This window comes from Pandoraea pneumonica, assembly GCF_902459645.1.
Classification (GTDB): domain Bacteria; phylum Pseudomonadota; class Gammaproteobacteria; order Burkholderiales; family Burkholderiaceae; genus Pandoraea; species Pandoraea pneumonica.
In genome coordinates this window covers 1,015,671-1,035,277 of sequence record NZ_CABPSK010000001.1, presented here as the reverse complement: position 1 = coordinate 1,035,277, position 19,607 = coordinate 1,015,671, and the positions used below count along the sequence as shown (strand labels likewise).

General features: G+C 63.9%; 15 protein-coding genes. 8 read left to right on the top strand and 7 right to left on the bottom strand.

Annotation, left to right across the window (positions count from 1 at the left end):
- Positions 1 to 44: 44 nt before the first annotated feature.
- The 4 genes from PPN31114_RS04580 to PPN31114_RS04565 all read right to left on the bottom strand — a co-directional run bounded on the left by PPN31114_RS04580 (position 45) and on the right by PPN31114_RS04565 (position 4,628).
- Positions 45 to 1,322: an efflux RND transporter periplasmic adaptor subunit gene (locus tag PPN31114_RS04580; protein ID WP_150678276.1), complete on the bottom strand. Its 1,278-nt coding sequence runs from the start codon at positions 1,320 to 1,322 to the stop codon at positions 45 to 47.
- Between the two features lie 328 nt (positions 1,323 to 1,650).
- A complete protein-coding gene (locus tag PPN31114_RS04575; RefSeq protein ID WP_150678275.1) occupies positions 1,651 to 2,655 on the bottom strand; it encodes a sterol desaturase family protein in 1,005 nt (334 codons plus the stop codon).
- Positions 2,656 to 2,667: 12 nt separating this feature from the next.
- Positions 2,668 to 3,690, bottom strand: coding sequence for a YVTN family beta-propeller repeat protein (locus PPN31114_RS04570; RefSeq protein ID WP_150678274.1), 1,023 nt, complete (start codon positions 3,688 to 3,690; stop codon positions 2,668 to 2,670).
- 392 nt (positions 3,691 to 4,082) lie between these two features.
- Positions 4,083 to 4,628: a PadR family transcriptional regulator gene (locus PPN31114_RS04565; RefSeq protein ID WP_150678273.1), complete on the bottom strand. Its 546-nt coding sequence runs from the start codon at positions 4,626 to 4,628 to the stop codon at positions 4,083 to 4,085.
- Positions 4,629 to 4,802: 174 nt separating this feature from the next.
- Here PPN31114_RS04565 and PPN31114_RS04560 point away from each other — a divergent pair, with 174 nt between their 5' ends.
- Positions 4,803 to 6,824, top strand: a complete 2,022-nt coding sequence (locus PPN31114_RS04560) for an NADPH-dependent 2,4-dienoyl-CoA reductase (protein ID WP_150678272.1) — start codon at positions 4,803 to 4,805, stop codon at positions 6,822 to 6,824.
- A gap of 223 nt (positions 6,825 to 7,047) precedes the next feature.
- A complete protein-coding gene (locus PPN31114_RS04555; RefSeq protein WP_150678271.1) occupies positions 7,048 to 8,856 on the top strand; it encodes a GGDEF domain-containing protein in 1,809 nt (602 codons plus the stop codon).
- 87 nt (positions 8,857 to 8,943) lie between these two features.
- Here the strand turns inward: PPN31114_RS04555 and PPN31114_RS04550 are convergent, their stop codons facing one another.
- The gene (locus PPN31114_RS04550) at positions 8,944 to 10,431 is read right to left on the bottom strand and encodes a CoA transferase (protein ID WP_246182395.1); all 1,488 of its coding nucleotides are present in this window, start codon (positions 10,429 to 10,431) and stop codon (positions 8,944 to 8,946) included.
- A 174-nt stretch (positions 10,432 to 10,605) separates the two neighbouring features.
- Between PPN31114_RS04550 and PPN31114_RS04545 the strand changes: the two genes are divergently transcribed.
- Positions 10,606 to 11,802, top strand: coding sequence for a citrate synthase family protein (locus PPN31114_RS04545; protein WP_150678270.1), 1,197 nt, complete (start codon positions 10,606 to 10,608; stop codon positions 11,800 to 11,802).
- 35 nt (positions 11,803 to 11,837) lie between these two features.
- On the opposite strand, the gene PPN31114_RS04540 is transcribed toward PPN31114_RS04545, so the two are convergent.
- Both PPN31114_RS04540 and PPN31114_RS04535 read right to left on the bottom strand, forming a co-directional pair.
- Positions 11,838 to 13,349, bottom strand: coding sequence for a PepSY-associated TM helix domain-containing protein (locus PPN31114_RS04540; protein ID WP_150678269.1), 1,512 nt, complete (start codon positions 13,347 to 13,349; stop codon positions 11,838 to 11,840).
- Between the two features lie 127 nt (positions 13,350 to 13,476).
- The gene (locus PPN31114_RS04535) at positions 13,477 to 13,932 is read right to left on the bottom strand and encodes a DUF2946 family protein (protein ID WP_150678268.1); all 456 of its coding nucleotides are present in this window, start codon (positions 13,930 to 13,932) and stop codon (positions 13,477 to 13,479) included.
- A gap of 325 nt (positions 13,933 to 14,257) precedes the next feature.
- On the opposite strand from PPN31114_RS04535, the gene PPN31114_RS04530 reads away from it, so the two are divergent.
- The 5 genes from PPN31114_RS04530 (at position 14,258) to PPN31114_RS04510 (ending at position 19,588) form a co-directional block, all read left to right on the top strand.
- Positions 14,258 to 15,307 carry an alpha/beta fold hydrolase gene (locus tag PPN31114_RS04530; protein WP_150678267.1) on the top strand — a complete coding sequence of 350 codons (1,050 nt, stop codon included), beginning with the start codon at positions 14,258 to 14,260 and terminating at the stop codon, positions 15,305 to 15,307.
- Between the two features lie 116 nt (positions 15,308 to 15,423).
- A complete protein-coding gene (locus tag PPN31114_RS04525; protein WP_150678266.1) occupies positions 15,424 to 16,860 on the top strand; it encodes an MBOAT family O-acyltransferase in 1,437 nt (478 codons plus the stop codon).
- 171 nt (positions 16,861 to 17,031) lie between these two features.
- Positions 17,032 to 18,039 (top strand): alginate O-acetyltransferase AlgX-related protein, encoded by a 1,008-nt coding sequence (locus PPN31114_RS04520; RefSeq protein ID WP_246182394.1) that lies wholly within the window; start codon positions 17,032 to 17,034, stop codon positions 18,037 to 18,039.
- A gap of 191 nt (positions 18,040 to 18,230) precedes the next feature.
- Entirely contained in the window at positions 18,231 to 18,848 is a 618-nt protein-coding gene (locus PPN31114_RS04515; protein ID WP_150678264.1) for a sigma-70 family RNA polymerase sigma factor, read from the top strand.
- Positions 18,845 to 19,588 (top strand): anti-sigma factor, encoded by a 744-nt coding sequence (locus tag PPN31114_RS04510; protein WP_150678263.1) that lies wholly within the window; start codon positions 18,845 to 18,847, stop codon positions 19,586 to 19,588. The genes PPN31114_RS04515 and PPN31114_RS04510 overlap by 4 nt, the downstream gene beginning before the upstream one ends.
- Positions 19,589 to 19,607 lie beyond the last annotated feature (19 nt).

The window sequence follows — 19,607 nt, the reverse complement described above, 5'->3', positions numbered from 1 at the left end:
AGCGGGCGCCGGGGATGCGGGGTCTCGTGCGGGCAGGCATGGCGTTATTGAGTACCTGCCGCAGACGCCGGGGCGGTCGCCTCGGGGGCCGAAGCCCCAGCGCCGCGATGGCCGCCACGATGTCCAGCGCTCGAAGCCGGGCTGCCGTCGGTGGCCGCTGCCGCGCCGCTGGCCGGGGTCGGCAGCGAGATATGCGCGCCGTCGCTCAGGCGGTCCATCCCGTCGGTCACGACCGTTTCTCCGGCGTTGAGACCGGCGGTGATGACTGTGTGCTTGCCGTCGCTCGGCCCGATCGTGACTTTGCGCAGCGACGCCGTGTTCTTCGCCGTGGCCACGTAGACAAATTCCCCCGGCGCGCCGCTTTGCACGGCGGGTGTGGGCACAAGCACGACATGGTCCAACGTGTTGACGAGCAGCGTCACATTGACGAATTCCTGCGGAAACAGCACCTCATCGTCGTTGGCGAACCGTGCGCGCAGCGTAACCGTGCCCGTCGAGGTGGCCATCTGGTTACTCACGGCGTACAGCGTGCCGGTGGCCAGTTGCTCTTTGTTATCGCTGGAGAAGGCCGTCACCGTGAGGGGCTTGCCGGTGCGGAACTGTTTCATCACGGCGGGCAAGGCGTTTTGCGCCACGGTGAATTCGACGGTCGTCGGTTTGATGCTGGTGATGACGGCAATGCCGGTCGTGCTGGTCGCCGTCACGTAGTTGCCCGCGTCGACGAGACGCAGACCGACGCGGCCCGCCACCGGCGCGGTGATACGGCAGTAGGTCAGGTCGAGTTCGTATTGCGCGATGCTCGCCAAGTCGGCTTTGACGGCGGCTTCGTCCTGCGCCACGAGGAACTGCTGATCGGCGAACGTTTGCTCGGCAATCGACTTTTGCTGATGAAGCTGCGTGTAGCGTGCGAGGTCGGCCTTGGCTTGGGCGAGCGCGGCTCGGTCTTTGGCGAGTTGGGCTTGCGCCTGCTCTTTGCTGATTTCGTACTGACGCGGGTCGATCTGCGCGAGGAACTGGCCTTTGGTGACTTCCTGACCTTCCTGATAGCCGACTTGCGTGAGGTAGCCGCTCAACTGCGGCAGGACCGTGACCGTCGCCTCGGGGGTGACCGTGCCCAGCGAGGTGAGTGTCACCGGCATTTCGCCGTAAGCCGCTTGCGCGACCGAAACGATTTGCGGCTGTGCGCCGCGCTTGGTGTTGGGCCGATGCGCGAGGTGCCAGCCCACCCATGCCACGAGCACGAGTACGACGAGGGCAATCCATAAGGCCGTGCGACGCCGCTTCTTGGGCGGCTGCGATTCGGTATCGGGTGCTGCTTCCATATCTGCCTCCAGCGCGACGCTCGAGCGCCGCCCATGCCCCCGGGAAGAGCCCGGGTTGCCACGTTTAGCAGTCTAGCGACGGGGGTGCCCGTTTTGGCGGGCCGAACAGGCGCTGGAAGTTACGGCATCTTACCTGTGTACACGGTCTGACGCCTGACGCGGGCATGCGTAAACGCCTGTAACGACAGGGGAATTCGTGCGGAAATCAGGGGGTGGGGAGGGGGCGGATGAGCAGGGGGCCAGTGACAGGCCCCCTGTTACATCGTGTTACTGCGCAATGCGCAATGTCATCCGGCGTAAGACGCCGGATCTGCGCCCGGATGCAGCGTTAGGCCGTCGTGCGGCCAGCGGCGCGGCGCGGTGCCAGACGGCGGGCGATGCGACCGAAGGCACGCACTTGCTGCGCGATCACGCCCATGCCGTAGCGGCGCGACCGGCCTTCCGGGGCGGGCAATTGGTCGCGAATGCCGGTCGGCTCGACGGCACGTTCCCACGACGCGGTGCGAAACACCATGTCCCACCACGGAAACAGCACGCCGAAGTTGCAGCCGTAACGCGTGCCTTCGTGACCGTAGCCAATGGCGTGATGGCGGCGGTGGAACGTCGGGCTCACGATCAGGCGTTCCAGCACCCGGCCATACGGCAGGCGGGCATTCACGTGCTGCACGCTTTGCAGGAAGTTGCTCACCGCGACCAGCACCACGTACTGCGCCGGTTGCACACCGATGAAGAGCGCGATGCCCGCGAAGAACGCGGCTTGCAGCACGTCGTCGAGGAAGTGGTTACGGTCGTCCGACCACAGTGACATCTGTTGCTGGCTGTGGTGCACGGCGTGCAGTTCCCACCAGACGCCGAAGCGGTGCTGCCAGCGGTGATACCAGTAACCCGCGAAGTCGAGCACGACCAAATAGATCAGGAACGAGGCGAGCGGCAGGTCGGTCACGCCGGGGTATAGGCCGTCGAGGTCGATACTCGGCAGACCGTGGATCACCATCTGACTCTGCAATTCGTTGAAGACCGGCTGAAGCACCACGAAGAACAGCAGATTCAGAATGCCGAGCTTGGCGATCCACGTGTAGATCACGTCGGCGCGCACTTGGCGGCGGTCTTGCCACTTCTCCACGGGGCGCAGCGCTTCGAGCGGGCGCAGCAACGCATACGACACGCCGATTTGCAGCACGCCGATGAGGACGAAATAAAGCGCGTCGTAAATATCGTCGTCATAGCCCATGAAGTTGAAGTGAAACAGCAGGGGCTGAATCACATCGACATAGATGAGCGTCTGCACGGCCGAGATGCCGCTGTCGACGAAATTGATGGCTTCCTGAATCATCGGGTGGCCTCGTCAGTCCGGATTCGGCGAGAGAACAGGGGCTCGATCGGCAAAGAAAATACCGTGCGGCGAACGGTTCACGGCAATGCGGTCGACCAGTTTGCGCGTGGTCAGATCGATCACGCCGACGTGGCGGGCAAAGCGGAACGTAACCCAAAGATAGCGTTTGTCGGCCGAAAGTTCCATGTCGTCGGGACCCGGCATCAGGCCGGTAATGTCCGCGACTTTGGTCAGCGATTCGTAATCGAGAATGCTGATCGTGCTCTCGACGCGATTACTCACGGCGATGTGGCGGCCATCGGAGAGCGAGCGGAAGTTGTGCGCGCCGCGTCCGGTCTGAATGCGCTTGACGACTTTCTGCGTGCGCCAGTCGACGACGGCCACATCGTCTTCGCCGGTCATGCCGACGAGCAGGTATTTATCGCCCGGCGTCATCCACAGGCCGGCAGGCGTCTTGCCGACCGGCATGCGCCACTTGACCGTCTGCGTGGGCAGGTCGATCGCGACGAGTTCGCCCGAGTCTTGCAGCGTGACGAAGACCGTCTTGCTGTCGGACGAGAAGGTCATGTGGCTGGGCGTCTTGGCCAGCGGAATACGCTTGGCGACGGTGACGTTTTCGCCGTCGTAGTGATAGAGGTCCACCCGGTCCAGACGCAGCGCGGCGGTGACGAACCATTTACGGTCCGGCGAGAAGCCGAGCTGGTACGGGTCGTCGATATCGGCGACCTGACGCTGGAGCTTGCCGCTCGTCGGGTCGAGGAACATGAGGCTGTTCGAGACCGAGTTGGCGACGATGAGCGAGCGTTTATCGGGTGTGATCATCAGGTGGTGCGGCTCTTTGCCCGTAGGCATGGTGCCGATGACCTTATGCGTGGCCTGATCGATCAAGGAGAGTTGGGCGGCGCCGGAGTCGAGCACGATGACCGTGCTGGCCAGGGCTGGCGAGAGGTGGAAACCACCTACAACCAGTGCCGAAATGGACGCCAGGGCGCGTACGCCGCGGAAAAACTTGGAAGGCTTGGAAGAAAACACCATGAATGCCGTAGGGTGAGGCGAATACAAAGCCGACAACGGTGACGCTCCGCCGGTAAGCGGGACGCCGACTTGAGACGTAAACGCGCCAGCGCGCCGGGCCGTTGACAAGAAAATGGGACGAAAGGGAGAGGACACGGCGTGGGGATCCTCTGAGTCTTTTCACGGCGTTGCCGGTCGGTGAGGTCTACGGTGTCGCGATCTCGTGGCGATATAAACGCCCACAACAGCGCGATTAAGCTTAATAAAGCGCCATATGTGAGCGATTAGTAATAAATGGCGGGAGATTGCCGTGTCTCCGATCGTTGGTATGGAGGCGTTGGATTTAACCGCCTTTGCACCGGCGTTCGAGAATTCGCAAATGCGTGCCGCCGTCAATCTGGTGGGGTAGGTCGTTAGACCCCATCCCACTTTTCCAGCAACCCCAACGCCTCGCGCGTCCAGTCCAGCCAGCCTTGTTCGTATTTCACCCCGAGCATCAGGATGTGCCGTTGCAACGCGCGCTCGCGCGAAAGCGCAACACCGGCAGGGAAATCGCGGGCTTCGATGGCCCGGTAAGCCGCGAGTTTGTCCGCATGGAGTTGCGCGCGGCGCCGTAACTCCGGCTGCAAGCCCAGCGGCCCCATGGCCGCGTCGGTGCGCAGGCGCACCATCAGGTCGTCGCGCAAATCCGACGGCTCGGTGGGCGTGGCCGCCCAGGCGAGCAATTCATCGCGCCCGCCATCCACCACCCGATACACCCGCTTGCGCGTGCGCCCGCCATCCGGTGCAGCACTCGACACAATCCAGCCGGCCGCCTCCATCCGGGCGAGCTCCCGGTAAATCTGCTGATGCGTGGCGTGCCAGAAGAAGCCGATCGATTTGTCGAAACGGCGGGCGAGGTCGTATCCCGAAGAAGATTTCTCCAGTAACGAGGTCATCAAGGCGTGGGCGAGCGGCATGCCCGGCAGTGTAGGTACTCTATTCCAGCTATGCAACCCGTTGCATAGTGCTCGCTGCCGCCTTAGAATCGCCGTCAAACTATGCAACTGGTTGCATAACTGAAACACGCACCGACGTGTCCTATGCTTCCCGGATGCACCCCCAAAACCTGCCGAAAAGCGAGAGAGACAGCGATGAGCGGCTATCCCCACCTGTTGCAACCCCTTGATTTGGGCTTCACCACCTTGCGCAACCGCGTGCTCATGGGTTCCATGCACGTCGGGCTGGAAGAAGCGCGCAACGGCTTCGCCCGGATGGCCGAGTTCTATGCCGAACGCGCCCGCGGCGGCGTGGCGCTCATGGTCACCGGGGGAATCGCACCGAACGACGCAGGCCGTCCGTATGCGGGCGGCGCCAAACTCAGCACGGAAGACGAGTCTGACAAGCACCGCGTGGTCACCGAAGCTGTGCACGCTGCGGGCGGCAAAATCGCTTTGCAAATCCTGCACTTCGGCCGCTACGCCTATCACCCCGATCTCGTCGCGCCGAGTGCGTTGCAGGCCCCCATCACCCCCGCCAAGCCGCGCGAACTCTCGAGTGCCGACGTCGAGGCGACCATCGACGACTTCGTCAACTGCGCCGCGCTTGCGCAACGCGCAGGCTACGACGGCGTCGAAATCATGGGCTCGGAAGGGTATCTGATCAACGAGTTCATCGCCGCACGCACCAACCATCGCACCGACGAGTGGGGCGGCAGCTACGAGAACCGTATCCGTTTCCCCGTGGAAATCGTGCGCCGCGTGCGCGAGCACGTGGGGCGTGAGTTCATCATCATCTACCGGCTCTCGATGCTCGATCTGGTCGAGGGCGGGTCCACCTTCGACGAAGTGGCGCGACTCGCCAAAGCGGTCGAAACCGCGGGCGCGACGCTCATCAACACTGGCATCGGCTGGCACGAAGCCCGCATTCCGACCATTGCCACGAGCGTGCCGCGTGCGGCGTTCGCTTGGGTGACCGGCAAGCTCAAAGGCCACGTCGGCATTCCGCTCATCACGACCAACCGCATCAACATGCCCGACGTGGCGGAGCGCATTCTTGCGGACGGCGAGGCCGACATGGTGTCGATGGCCCGACCGCTGCTCGCCGATCCGGAATTCGTCAATAAAGCCGCCGCCGGCCAGGCCGACGCCATCAACACCTGTATCGGCTGTAATCAGGCGTGTCTCGACCACACGTTCAGCGGCAAGATCACCTCGTGTCTGGTCAATCCGCGCGCCTGCCACGAAACGGAATTGCGCATCGAGCCGACTGGCCGGGTGCGTCGCGTCGCCGTGGTCGGCGCCGGTCCTGCCGGGCTCGCCGCCGCGACCGTGGCGGCTCGCCGAGGGCACGACGTCACGCTCATCGAAGCCGATAGCGAGATCGGCGGCCAATTCAATATGGCCAAACGCATTCCCGGCAAAGAAGAGTTCTACGAGACGCTGCGTTATTTCCGTCACGAACTGCAAGCTACCGGCGTCAAGGTGCAACTGAACACCCGGGCGAGCGTCGAGTCGTTGGCCGCAGGCGGTTTTGACGACATCGTGCTGGCGACGGGCGTCGTGCCGCGTACTCCCGAGATCGACGGCGTCGACCATCCGAAAGTCCTCAGCTATATCGACGTGCTGCGAGGCGGCGCCTCGGTCGGCAAGACCGTGGCCGTGCTGGGCGCAGGCGGCATCGGCTTCGACGTCGCCGAGTTCCTGACGCAAGCGGGCGAGAGCGCCACGCTGGTGCCGGAGAAGTTCTACGCGGAGTGGGGCATCGATCCGACCTACGCCCACGCGGGCGGCCTGCGCGCGCCTGAACTCGACGCGTCGCCGCGCAAGGTCTATCTCATGCAGCGCAAGACCTCGAAAGTTGGCGACGGTCTAGGCAAAACCACCGGCTGGATTCACCGCACGTCGCTCAAACACCGTGGCGTCGAAATGATTCCGGGCGTGACGTACCAGCGCATTGACGACGACGGTCTGCACGTCATGCTGGACGGCCAGCCCCATGTGCTGCCGGTCGACAACGTCGTGCTGTGTACCGGACAAGAGCCGTTGCGCGCACTCGAAGCGGGCCTGAAAGCCGCCGGCGCTCGTGTGCACGTGATTGGCGGGGCGGATGTCGCCGCCGAGCTCGACGCCAAGCGCGCCATCAAGCAGGGAACCGAGCTTGCCGTGGACCTGTAATACCCGTTGATTTGGGATGTGTCCTCGATGGCGAAACGCACTATGAGACAATGCGCCGTCTCGCTGAATGCCCCGTTCCGGGGCGTTCGCGGCGTCAACGCTTGAACGCCAAGTGCCGGGCGTGCGTTGTCGCCGTCAGCCGTTGTTTGCTGCTGTTTCAGGCTTGCCGCCGGTGACAGTTCCAAGGGGAATACGTGCCGTTTGGCCGACGGCGTGATCCTGAATGAAGCGCTATTTACTGTCTGCCTCGCCGCTTACGGGCCGTCTGCGTTTGCAGAATTTGGCCATTGTGTTTGTCGTTATCGTGCTTTGCGCCGGATTGCTGACATTGGCCTGGCGCTCGTATCAACGTGCCAGCGATGCCGATCAGGCGTTCGATGCCTTGCGAGCCACGTTGCTGGCTATGGAAAAAGCGTCCGCAGAGCGCGGACCTGCCAATGCGGTGCTCGGTGCCGATCTGCCGTTGCCGCAGGAGGCCGTCAGTTCGCTCAGAGCGGCGCGAGAAGCCACGAACGCACAACTTGATCGACTCCTTTACGTCCTTTCGTCCGACCACTGCGAGAGCTGCGGCACCAGTCTGCGTGCGGTGGAAAAGGCGCGACTGGATTTGGCCGCCGCCAGCGCCAACGTCGATTTGCTGGTGCAGCGCCCGCGCGAGCTGCGTAGCGACGCCGCAGTGCGAGACGCCGTGAGCCGCATGATCCGCGTGATTGCCGACTTCTCGCCGGTGGCCTCCACCCGGATCGACGTCGTCGCACGCGGCGCACCCGAAGCGCTGCACTACATCATTCTTGCCCGTCTGGCGGCCGACCTGCGTGAATATGCGGGGCAACTCGGCTCGCAATTCACCGCATCGCTCACCACCGGCCAAACGCTGACCGAAGCGGATCAACGCGCCATCGAACGGATTCTCGGACGCATCGAACAGTTGCGCGAGATGATCACGTCGCGCCTATCCGACCCGTCGGCATTGCGCCCCGGCATTGTGGCGGCTCTCAACACGCAGTACTTCGGCGCAGGCCTGCACTATGTAGCGACGGTGCGAACGCTGGCCAGCCAGCCCAAACCCGCTCCGTTTTCGACCGCGACGTTTGCCCGCCAATACGTGCCGACGATGCGCTCGATCACCGACTTTCGCGACGAGATGCTGAACTTGGCGCAAGCGGAAGTCGAGGCGCGGCGAACGTATGCGCTGCGGCTGCTCATTGCGACTGCGGTGATCGAGATCACCGTCGTTCTGCTGATTTATCTGGTCATGCGCAACTTCCGGCGCAACGTGGTGTATCCGCTGGAAACGGCCGCCGGCGTGATCGATGCGCTCGCTAAGGGCGACCCGCATATGGCACCGATCAGCGAAGCGCCGTCGATGCATCGCCCGGAAGTGCGCACGATGTTCAAGGCGCTGCGCATCTTGCAGTTGAGCGGCATCGAGCTGATGCAACTGCGCCGCGAGCGGGCACGGTTGGTGGGGGAACTCGAGATGCTCTCCGACACCGATCCGCTGACGCGCCTCTTGAACTGGCGCGCTTTCGAGCGTCACGCGCGGGCGTTGTGCGCGATGCCCGCCCCGGGACGCGTCGCGTTGATCAAGTTCGATATCGACAACTTCACCCAAATCAACGCCACGTGGGGCCATCACATCGGTGACGATCTCTTGCGCCGGGTGAGCGCGGTGTGCCTGAACACTTGCCAGCCGGGGGACGTCGTTGGTCGTCTGGGCGCGGACGCCTTCGTGGTACTCGCTCGCGTGCTCGATGAGTCTCGCGCACAACAATTTGCCGAACTGCTACGCGGGCGCATCGAAGCGAGCACGTTGCCGTTGGGTGACGGCGCGGTGCTTACGATCACGGCAAGTTTCGGCATCGCCATGGCCAAACCGGCGACCGTCGACAGCGCCCCGGCCCACGAGGCAGACGCGGCCGACGGGGCATCGTCGGCCGTGCCGGACATCTCAGCGCTGCTCAGTCAGGCCGAACGCGAACTGCGCGCGGCCCGGCAGGCGGGGGCGGCGGGGCATCACAGCATCGACTAACGCAAAGGGGCGTCGCCGCCCCCGGGCCGACTTTGATGTCGACGCGTCTGACAACACATCGAACACCAGCGTTTTCGGCCCTCGTAGTCAGGGCCACACCGGTGCCGCAGTACCCAGCGCCATCGCGGGCAAAGCCCAATCGACGGGAACTCCGGCAATCGTCATCGGTGTCGCCACGCGCCGTGCTGCTCCCCAAGACGTGTCTTCGATGCGCGGCGACAGGTCGTTGGCGGTTTCCGCAGCCAAGGGCGGCGGGGGTGGGGCCTGCGTGCGATGGGTGACCAGCAAACGCGCGGTTCGGGCAAGCGAAGCGCGAATCGTCGCGCCAAGCCCCTGCGTCTGACGCCGTGCCAGCGCGCGCACGGCCGCCGCCGCCATCAGATATCCCGTTGCGTAATCGATGCCTTGCCCGGGCAACGGCACTGGCCGTGCCGCGTTGGCGGCGCGCATGCCCGCATCGGCAATTCCGGCGCTCATCTGCAACAGGCTGTCGTAACCTCGCCGGGCGTGCCAAGGACCTTGCCAGCCGTAGGCATCTAACGACACATCGATCAGTGCCGGATTGAGCTCACGGCGGCGCGCGGCACCAAAGCCAAGGTGTTCCAATGCATCCGGCCGATAGCCATGAACGACGATGTCGGCGTCGCGCAGCAGTGCTTCGAGCGTGGCGAGATCGGCCTCGCGCTTCAAATCCAGACGTGCGCAGCGTTTGCCCAACACCACTTCCGGCACAGTGCCGGGCTCGTCCCAGCCGAACGGGTCGATGCGCAGCACTTGTGCGCCAAATCCCGCGAGAAAGCGCGTCGCCGTCGGCCCGGCAAGAATGCGCGTGAGATCCAGCACACGAATGCCCGAAAGCGGGCGGCCCGGCAACGGACGCCACGCTGCGGTGTCGCGCGCGGCGTCTGCGCCCGCATCGAACGTGTGCCAGTGCAGCAACGGCTCAGCGGCGACGGCCAAGCCTTGCGGATGCGCGTCCCATTGCGCGAGGGTTCGCATGGCGGCAGCGCAACCACCCTGAGACACGACGGCTGTTTCCAGCGCATCCGCTTGCCACGTTGCCACGGCGCGCGTCACCGCGTCGCGTTCGCCCGGCACGCCAAGGACGGCGAGTGCGGCAGCGCGGTGATGCGGGGCATTAGTGTGCAGACGAATCCAGCCGTCGGAAGTCTGGTAATCGCCAGCAATCGGGTCCCACAACGGCGACGACGTCCAGCCCTGCGCGCGAAACGTGGTCTGAAACCAGAACGACGCCAATCGCCGGTCCACATTCACGGCGGGGAGTTTTATGCCGCCGGTAAGGCCATAGCCACCGGCTTCCCCGGTGGCAAGCGCGGCGATCGCGAGGCTTGCCGTGGCAATCGAGGCGGTGGCGAAATCGGTGAACGGGAACGCGCAGGGCAACGCGGCGTGTCCGCTGAGCGTGACGGCGGCGGTATCCAGTGCGGGCACTCCAGCGTTGCCCGTAACGCCGTGGTCGATGGCTTGAAGCATCTCGCGCAAATAGTCGGCAGCGAAAGTGCTGTCGTCGGCGAGCGGTACCGCGTCGAGTTCGCGGGGGTCAGTAACACGCATGAGGAAGTCCTCAATGAATCGGTGGAAACATCGCAATCAGTCGCGATGCGAAACTGCCGGCGCATTGAAGCTTATGCCGATGGATTTTATTGTCAATATTGATTAACTTAGTCAATCTGTTGTCGTTTTGTTCTCGGGCAATACCTTCGAAAACACAGATAACTCATTGATAAGATGACGAACTATTTCACTGCGACACAAGCTGCCGAACGTTTGGGCGTCTCGTTGCAGACGTTATATGCCTACGTGAGCCGGGGGCTGTTGCATGCCGAACCGGGCAAGACGCATCGCGAGCGGCGCTACCGCGTGGCCGAAGTCGAGCGCTTGGCAGCGCAACGCACGCGGGGCCGTAAGCCGAAGGAAGTGGTGAAGGCCGCGCTCGATTGGGGGACGCCGGTGCTCGAATCGGCGATCACGTTGATCGATGACGGCCGGTGTTACTACCGGGGGCGCGACGCGTTGACGATGGCGCGCACCGAGTCCGTCGAAGCGATCGCCGCATGGTTATGGCAGTGCGACGAGTGCACCGCGTTTGGCGATGTCGGGTTACCGAAGGCATCGGACTGGCCGGTGCTCACGTTGGAGCGCTACCGGGGGCAGCGGGCAGAGGCCGCGCTGCTGCCGTGTTTCACCGTGGCGAGCGAGGATGCATCGACGGCCATCTGGCAACGCGACCCGGTGCGCGTCGCCCAAGGCAGCGGCGCGTTGCTGCGGGTGATGACGGCGTGTCTGCTGGGCACGCCGCCAAGCACCGCGCCCATTCACGAACAGTGCGCACGTGCATGGGGAATCGACGATGCCGATGGCGCAGATTTGATCCGCATGACGCTGGTCCTGTGTGCTGACCACGAACTGAATGCGTCGAGCTTTACAGCGCGATGTGTCGCGTCGACCGGCGCGAGCCTGCGTGCGTCGGTAATTGCCGGGCTGGCGGCCCTCACCGGCACCCGCCACGGCGGCACGACCGCGCGCAATGAGGCGATGTGGGACGAAGTTGGCGAAATCGACGTTGCGGCGCGCATGAGCGAGCGGCTGGCGCGTGGCGAGAAGCTGCCCGGTTTCGGACACCATTTGTATCCCGCAGGCGACGTGCGGGCGAGCGCAATGCTGGCGCGCGTGCTGCCGATGCATCCCGCGTGGCAAACGATGATCGACGCGGCCGACACGTTGATCGGCCGGCGCCCGTCACTCGATTTCGCCCTGGTGGCGGTACGACGTCATTTGCAACTGCCGCTGGGCGCAGCCTTCGGCCTGTTCGCGTTGGGCCGCACGATCGGGTGGATTGCTCACGCCCAAGAGCAACGCGAAAGCACCCGCCTGATCCGGCCGCGCGCGGCTTACGTGGGTGTGCCGCCATCGCAAGACACCTGAGCCTCGGCGCTCGACATCCTGCTCGACGGCAACGATTACGACGATTGCGCGCTCGGCGGCGTAGCCGCACGTCGGCGCCTGACGATCACGCGGTCGACCGCCCAGACCAGCAGCATCGTCGTACCCATCAACGGAAAGACGACGCCCAGCACGACCATGCTGACGATCCAGCCGCGCATGGGCGGGCGCGTCAGGCTGCGCGTGGGCGCGCCCAGCGTGCGAGCAGGGCGGCGAATCCACCACATCGCGGCCCCCGTTGCTGCGATCGCGAACAGCCCCATCGAAATCAGCGCGCACAGCCACTGGTTGGCCGCGCCGAAAAAGCGCCCCATGTGCAGTGATGTGCCGTACGAGATCGCTTGGGCGACGCCGCCGTAAGCGTCGTAGTCGATGTCGTTCAGCACCTTTCCGCTGTATTGATCGATGTGCAGCGTGCGCTCGACGCGCGGGTCGGCAGGGAAATACGACACCGTGTAGACGCCGTCCGGGCGCGACGGGACGACAAGGCTGTAGCCGCTGGTCACGCCATTGCTGGCGGCGATATCGATGACGCGATCGATCGGCAGTGCCCCTTCGGCACGTAACTGCGTCGGCGACATGCCCATCGCGCTCATGCCTTCGTGTCCGGCATGGCCTTCATGGCCTGAATGATTTGCGTGATCTTCGTGCGTGGAATGTCCCGCGTGAGCTGACGTCGGCACGTTCGTATCGCCTACGGCCCATGGCATTTGGGCGAGCGGCAGGTCGTCCATCTTCATCGGCTTGGCGGGCAGTTGCGAGCGCACCGGCGCTTCGCCCCATGCCCCGGGGGGCGAACCCATGCCAGCTTGCGTGGCCAACGCCTTGAACTGTTTGCCCCACGATCCCGACCACGGCAGTCCCGTGAGTACGAACGCCAGCCCGCCCGCCGCCAGCCACAAACCCGCCACGCCGTGCAAATTCCGCAGCAAAGGCCGCCCGCGCAACTGCAAACGGGGACGCAACGCATTGGCCCACGAGGTGCCCGCGCGGGGCCACCAGAGGGCGACGCCGGTCGCCAGCATCACGAGCGTCCAGCAACCCGCCAGCTCCATCAGCAACTCACCGGGTTTGCCCAGCATCAGCGAGCGATGCAGTTGGCGTACCTGTGCCATCAGCCGGTTTTGTACGCTCAGCGTGCCGAGCACGGTGCCGGTATACGGGTTGACGTAGACGCTTTCACGCTCGCCGCCCGGCAGGCGAAAGATGAACTCGGCGCTGCGCGACGGGTCGCGGTTGACCTCCACCGAACTGATTTGCGCGCCCGTCGGCAATGCCGCCGCCGCGCGTTCCATGAGTGTCTGTTCAGCCAAGCGCGGCGTGTTTTGGGCCGTGACGATCAGGCGATCGTGGTACAGCCACGACTCGATTTGCGGCTGGAAGACATACAGCGTGCCGGTAATGGCCAGCACCATGAGCCACGGCATGACGAACAGGCCAGCGTAGAAATGCCAGCGCCAGAGCGTGCGGTATTGACCGGCCGTGCCGGTGGATTGGGCTTCGCGAGCCGGGGTATAGGAGACTTGCATGAGCAGACGATTCCATGACATTGCCGAGATGACACGCTGGGCCGCCGCCAAACGCAGCGCGGCCGGGCGCACTCAAGGAACGGCGCGCCGTCACCGAAGCCGGTGAAGGGCCGTTCATGACGCGATATCAGGAAAGGACGGGGGGCGCGCGCGCAGGTGGCGCGACGGCAATGCGGGAGGTGAGGGGGGCGACACCGACCGACGGACCGGCGCGAGCAATCCACGCGAACGACACGGCGCCGGACAGCGCGGGCAGCGTGAGCGGCGGATGGTTCGCGAGCAGCGAGCAATAGCCGCAAACATCGCCCTGATCCGCGTGCGCGGCGTGGGCGGCCTGATCGTGCTGCGCGGAAGCGCCGACGGCGTCATGCGTATGTGATGACGCATTCGACGACACATTCGACGACGTCAGCACAACGGTCTGCGTCTTGCCGTCGACCGTACAGAACGCCACATCGATGGGCCGGTCGGCGGCGGCACGATGGGCCGCGAGCACCTGACTGATCGCAGGCATGCAGACGGCCAGCCACATGGCGGCGAGGCCGAGCCATGCGTATAAGCGTCTGCGTGAAGTGCTAATCATCAGGCGTGGATCAGGCGAGGTCAGGGCGTACGTGCCGGAGCGTGACGCACGTCACCAACGCGTCACTCGTTACCAAAGGGACGGTGCCCAAAGTGGGTGCCATCGAAAGCGGGCATGCTACCACGGCGGGCTTTTTTGAATTCGTGTGTGTCGCTGGCGGCGGCAGATACATTCGGACATAAATGCCCGGGCTCGGCCGGATATAACTCTGTCCAAGCGTTCCAACCGCATGACGGCACGCCTCGACGGCCCTCGTGGAAGTCGATGACAGCCGTACGCGATACGCGGAACGCTTCCAACACCCCAATCAGAGAGGACATCAGTCATGTCGAATCCGGTGAACCTTCGCCGCCGTCGCATTCTCGGCACCACCCTTGCAGGCGTCACGCTTGCCGATCTCGGTTTTAGCCAACTGGCTCGTGCGCAGACCGCGCAAACGTCGTCGTCAATCGCGGGCCTTCCGGCCGGTGGCCACACCTCGTTCGAGGCCATTCGCCAGATCGAGGCGGGCGACCTCAACGTCGGCTATGCCGAAGCGGGCCCGAAGGACGGCAAGGTAGTCATCCTGTTGCATGGCTGGCCGTACGACATCTATAGCTACGTCGATGTGGCGCCGTTGCTGGCAGCGGCTGGTTATCGCGTGATCGTGCCGTATCTGCGGGGTTACGGTTCCACGCGTCTGTTGTCGGCGGCGACCCCGCGAAACGGCCAGCAAGCCGTCGTTGCCGTCGATGTCATCGCGCTCATGGACGCCCTGAAGATCGATCAGGCGATTCTCGGCGGCTACGACTGGGGCGCGCGCACGGCGAACATCGTGGCTGCGTTGTGGCCGGAGCGGGTGACGGCGCTGGTGTCGGTCAGCGGCTACCTGATCGGCAGTCAGGAAGCCAACCGCCAACCGTTGCCGCCGCAGGCCGAACTGCAATGGTGGTACCAGTTCTACTTCGCCACCGAGCGCGGCGCGCAGGGCTATGCCGCCAACACCGACGCCTTCAATAAGCTGATCTGGCAAACGGCGTCGCCGCAGTGGCATTTCGACGACGCGACCTACGCGCGCTCGGCGGCATCGTTTCGTAATCCCGATCACGTGGCGATCGTGATTCACAACTACCGGTGGCGGCTGGGGCTGGCCAAGGGCGAGGCCCGGTTCGACGCGCTCGAACAGCGATTGGCCGGTGCGCCGGTCATTACCGTGCCGACCATCACGCTCGAAGGCGAGGCGAACGGCGCGCCGCATCCGCCGCCTGCCGCCTACGCCAAGAAATTCACCGGCAAGTATCGACACCGCGATATCGGCAATGGCGTCGGCCACAATCTTCCGCAGGAAGCGCCGAAGGCATTTGCCGAGGCCATTCTGGAGGTCGCGACGCTCTGACGGCAGGGGCCTGACAGGTCGTTTTTTGCTGAATCTACGCGGCGGTATCCGCAGGCTTTGGGGTACCATTTCGCGTTTGTCCGGCAATAGCAACTTTCTCAGGCAGAGGGTCGACGGTGGTATTTAGCAGCATTGCCTTTCTCGGGCTCTTTCTCCCACTCACATTGCTGGCGTACTTCCTCAGTCCGCGCGCGTGGCGCAACTTCACGCTCGCGCTCGCCAGCATTGTGTTTTACGCATGGGGCGAGCCTCGGTTTCTGCTGCTGATGCTGGTGTCGATCGGCATCAATTACCGCATGGCTATTGCCATCGGGCGCGCGAAAAACCGCGCCCGGGTGGTGGGCATCGGTGTCGCCATCAATCTGTTTTTGCTCGGCGTATTCAAGTACAGCGGCTTTGCTGCCGACAACCTCAATGCGCTGCTCGTGCCTGCGGGCCTTGATCCCCTCGTAATCCGGCCGCTGCCGCTGCCGATTGGCATTTCGTTCTACACGTTCCATGCCATCTCGTATCTGGTCGACATTTATCGTAAGAATGCCGAACCGAACCGCAACATCGTCGATTACACGCTCTACATCACGCTGTTCCCGCAGCTAGTTGCCGGTCCGATCATTCGCTACAAGGATATACAGGCGCAGTTGCGCGCACGCGTCGCGTCGCTCGACGATGTGACGGCAGGGGTCTTGCGCTTCACGATGGGGCTGGCGAAGAAGGTGTTGATCGCCAATCAGCTTGGGCTCGTTGCCGATGCCGGTTTCAGCGTGCCCGCCGGGCACCTTGGAGCGTCGGTCGCTTGGCTGGCGTTGCTTTGCTATACGTTGCAAATCTATTTCGACTTTTCCGGCTATTCGGACATGGCGATCGGGCTGGCGCGCATGTTCGGCTTTCGTTTTCCGGAGAACTTCAACTATCCGTATACGGCCAAGTCGATGCAGGACTTCTGGCGCCGTTGGCATATCTCGCTGTCGACCTGGTTTCGCGATTACGTCTACATTCCGCTCGGCGGCAATCGTCAGGGGCCCAGCCGCACGCTAGTGAATCTTTGGATCGTCTTTCTGCTGACCGGCTTCTGGCACGGCGCAACGTGGAACTTCGTGATCTGGGGGGCGGCGCACGGGGCGCTGCTGACGTTCGAGCGTTTGTTCGATAGCGCACGTATCCGTTCGCGCGCCGTCGTGGCCCTCGTAGCAGTCAAGCATGCCTACGTATTGCTCGCGGTCATGCTGACATGGGTGCTATTCCGCACCGACACCGTGGCGCACGCGGGCGATTTCTACGCGGCTTTGTTCGGCGTGGGCGGCACGGCACCGGCAGACGTCACGTTCTCCGCGTTGTTCACGCCCCATTTGGCTTGGCTGTTGGGGCTTGCCGTCATTCTGGCGTTGGGGGCGTTTCCGATGGCGAAATCGGCGTTTCGAAACGTCTGGGCGGCATTGCAGGCCCGAAATCTGGACGGCTTTGTGGCGGCAGCCTTCGTGGCGCCTGCGCTGACGCTCTCGGCGATGTCGATCGCGCTGGGCCAGTACAACCCGTTCATCTATTTCCGTTTCTGAGTCTCGGGGATGCTCCAGAATTCGACCTTTACGACCAGCGAGACAAAGTCGCTCGCGGCCAGACTCAACCGCTATGCGGTCGTTGCGGTATTTCTCGCCCTGATCGCCTTGCCGGCCGTATGGTTCGGCCGCACGAGTTTTGCGCCAGCGCCGTTGCACGAGAATCGGAAAATGTCCCCGGCGCCGGCGCTCTCCATTCATCTGTTTCAAGAAACGGACCGGTGGTTCAGCGACCGGTTCGGGATGCGCGATGCGCTGGTCTACTACGGCTCGCGTTTGCAAATGGCGCGTACGGGCACGCCATCGAATCAAGATGTGGTGATCGGCCCGTCGAAGTGGCTCTTCTACGATCAGTACTACGTGCCGGGGCGTCCGCACTTTGCCGACACGCTGGGGAAAGACCCGCTATCCGCCTCGCAACTGCGGCTCGCCACCGATAACGTGATTCAGGCCGATCGGGCGCTCGCCGCCTGCGGCATTCCGTTCTATTTCGTGGTCGCGCCCGATAAGCAAGCCATCTACCCGGAAAAACTCGGCATCCATATACCCGCCGATGCCAAGTCGAACGCCGATCAGCTCATCGAGTCGCTTCGCACGGCGGCACCGGCGCTGAAGATCATCGATTTGCGCGGCGTCGTGCAGAACGCCAAGGCGCAGGCACCGTACGACCTGTACATGCGTACCGACACGCACTGGAATTCGCTCGGCGCGTTTTACGGCTATCAAGCGATCATGCAGCGCCTGGCCGCCGATCGCGTGGCGTCGCCTAGCCGATGGACGCAACTGTCGAACTGGACGGTGACGCAAGCTAAGTTCGATAAGGGCGATATCGCCGTCAACTTGTTGTCGCTGCCCGGGTATTTCGAGGACTACGCCCCGCGTTTCAAGCGGCAGCCTGAGCGGCAAGCGGTATGGCAGGGCGATGAGCTTGCCGGTTCGTCGACCAACGCGGCAGGCAAGGGGCACTTGGTGATGTACCGGGATTCGTTTGCGGCAGAGTTGCTGCCGTTTCTGGGCGAGGACTTTGCGACGACCTGGTCGGCGCTGGGGCGTGAGCTCGACGGCGACGCCATCGCGCAGCAGCATCCCAACGTGGTCATGTTGGAAATCGTGGCGCGCAACATCCGCATGCTTAAGGAGCCGCCGGTGAACATGGACCGGCTTTGCAGGAAAACCTGACGCATCGATCCGGTTGCATCCGAACGGACATCTGGCACGTAGATATGGCATTGCCACGATGCCCGACGACCATGCCCGATCTTCTGCCACCCAGTCCGCTAGCGAGCCGCACCCGGCGTCGGCAGTCCGGTGCGAAGGTGCTATATTTCCGGAAACCCACACGTCACGGCGACTTGCATCGCCTTCACGACATGACTGACATACCAGATTCCACTGGACGGCCAGGCGATGTCGAGACACCCCGCCCCGGGGTGTCTGACCCAACGGAGGCGCGGCGCGAGCATCTGAACCAGACGCTATTGCGCGTCGGGCAAGGGAGTCAGGAGGCTTTTGGCGACCTTTACCGGCTGACGTCCTCGCACTTGTTCGGCGTGATCCTGCGCATGGTCCGCGATCGGGCCGAAGCCGAAGACATGCTGCAAGACGTGTTCGTGAGCGTTTGGCGCCGCGCCGACGGTTTCGACGCCGCCCGCGGCAATGCGATGACGTGGCTGATTGCGCTGGCACGCAACCGGACCATCGATCGCCTTCGTCAGCACCGCGAATCGGCGCTCGACGACGAGCAGTCTCTCGATATTCCCGACGACAACCCCACGCCCGCAGCGCTTGCCGAAGCCAGCGAAGACCGCCAGCGGCTCGAAGCGTGTATGGAAAAGCTCGAGGTCAAACAGCGCGCTGCCGTGCGCGAGGCCTTTTTCAGTGGTGCGACCTATAGCGAACTGGCGGCGCACCTAAGCGTACCGCTGGGCACGCTGAAAAGCTGGATTCGCCGCAGTCTGATGCAGTTGAAGGTGTGCCTCGAACAATGAATACGCCCCTCAACCGCGATGAGGAAGTGCGCTGCGCAGAATACGTGCTGGGCGTACTCGACCTTGAAGAGCGCCGTGCGCTGGAACAGGCGGCGAGCACCGATCCGCAGTTGCAAGCGGCCCTGGAACGTTGGCAGCAATACTTTGCCCCGTTGATCGAAGACGTGTCACCGCAGGAGGTGCCGCCGCGCGTCTGGCTGCGCATTCGCAGCGATTTGGGCTTCCGGGTCGACCGGGCCGCCGAGTCGCCCGCCAACCGTCCGACCTATGAAAGCTGGTGGAACAACTTGGCGCTGTGGCGCTGGATTGGCGTCGGGGCGAGTGTCGCCACGCTGGCATTGCTCGCGGTCAATCTCACGACGCGGTTTGCCCCGCAGCCGCCGGTGGCCACGGTCGCCAGCACCTATCTGGTCTCGACGCTCGCACGTGCCGATGGCGTGGCCCATTGGACGGCGACGGTCGATGTGCGCAATGCCCGTATGGTGGTGGTGCCGGCCGACAAGCCCGCGATTGCTGCCGACCGCGCGACCGAACTTTGGTTGATTCCGCCGAATGCGAAGCCGATTCCGCTGGGGGTATTCGCGTCCGACCAGCCCGCGTCGATGACACTGGCCCCGGCCATCCTGGCGCAGATCGATGCGCAGGCCGTGTTTGCGGTGTCGATCGAACCGCCGGGCGGGTCGCCGACGGGCCAGCCGACCGGACCGGTCGTCGCGACCGGCGCGATCCATCCGGCTTGATACGGCTTGGGGCGGCAAG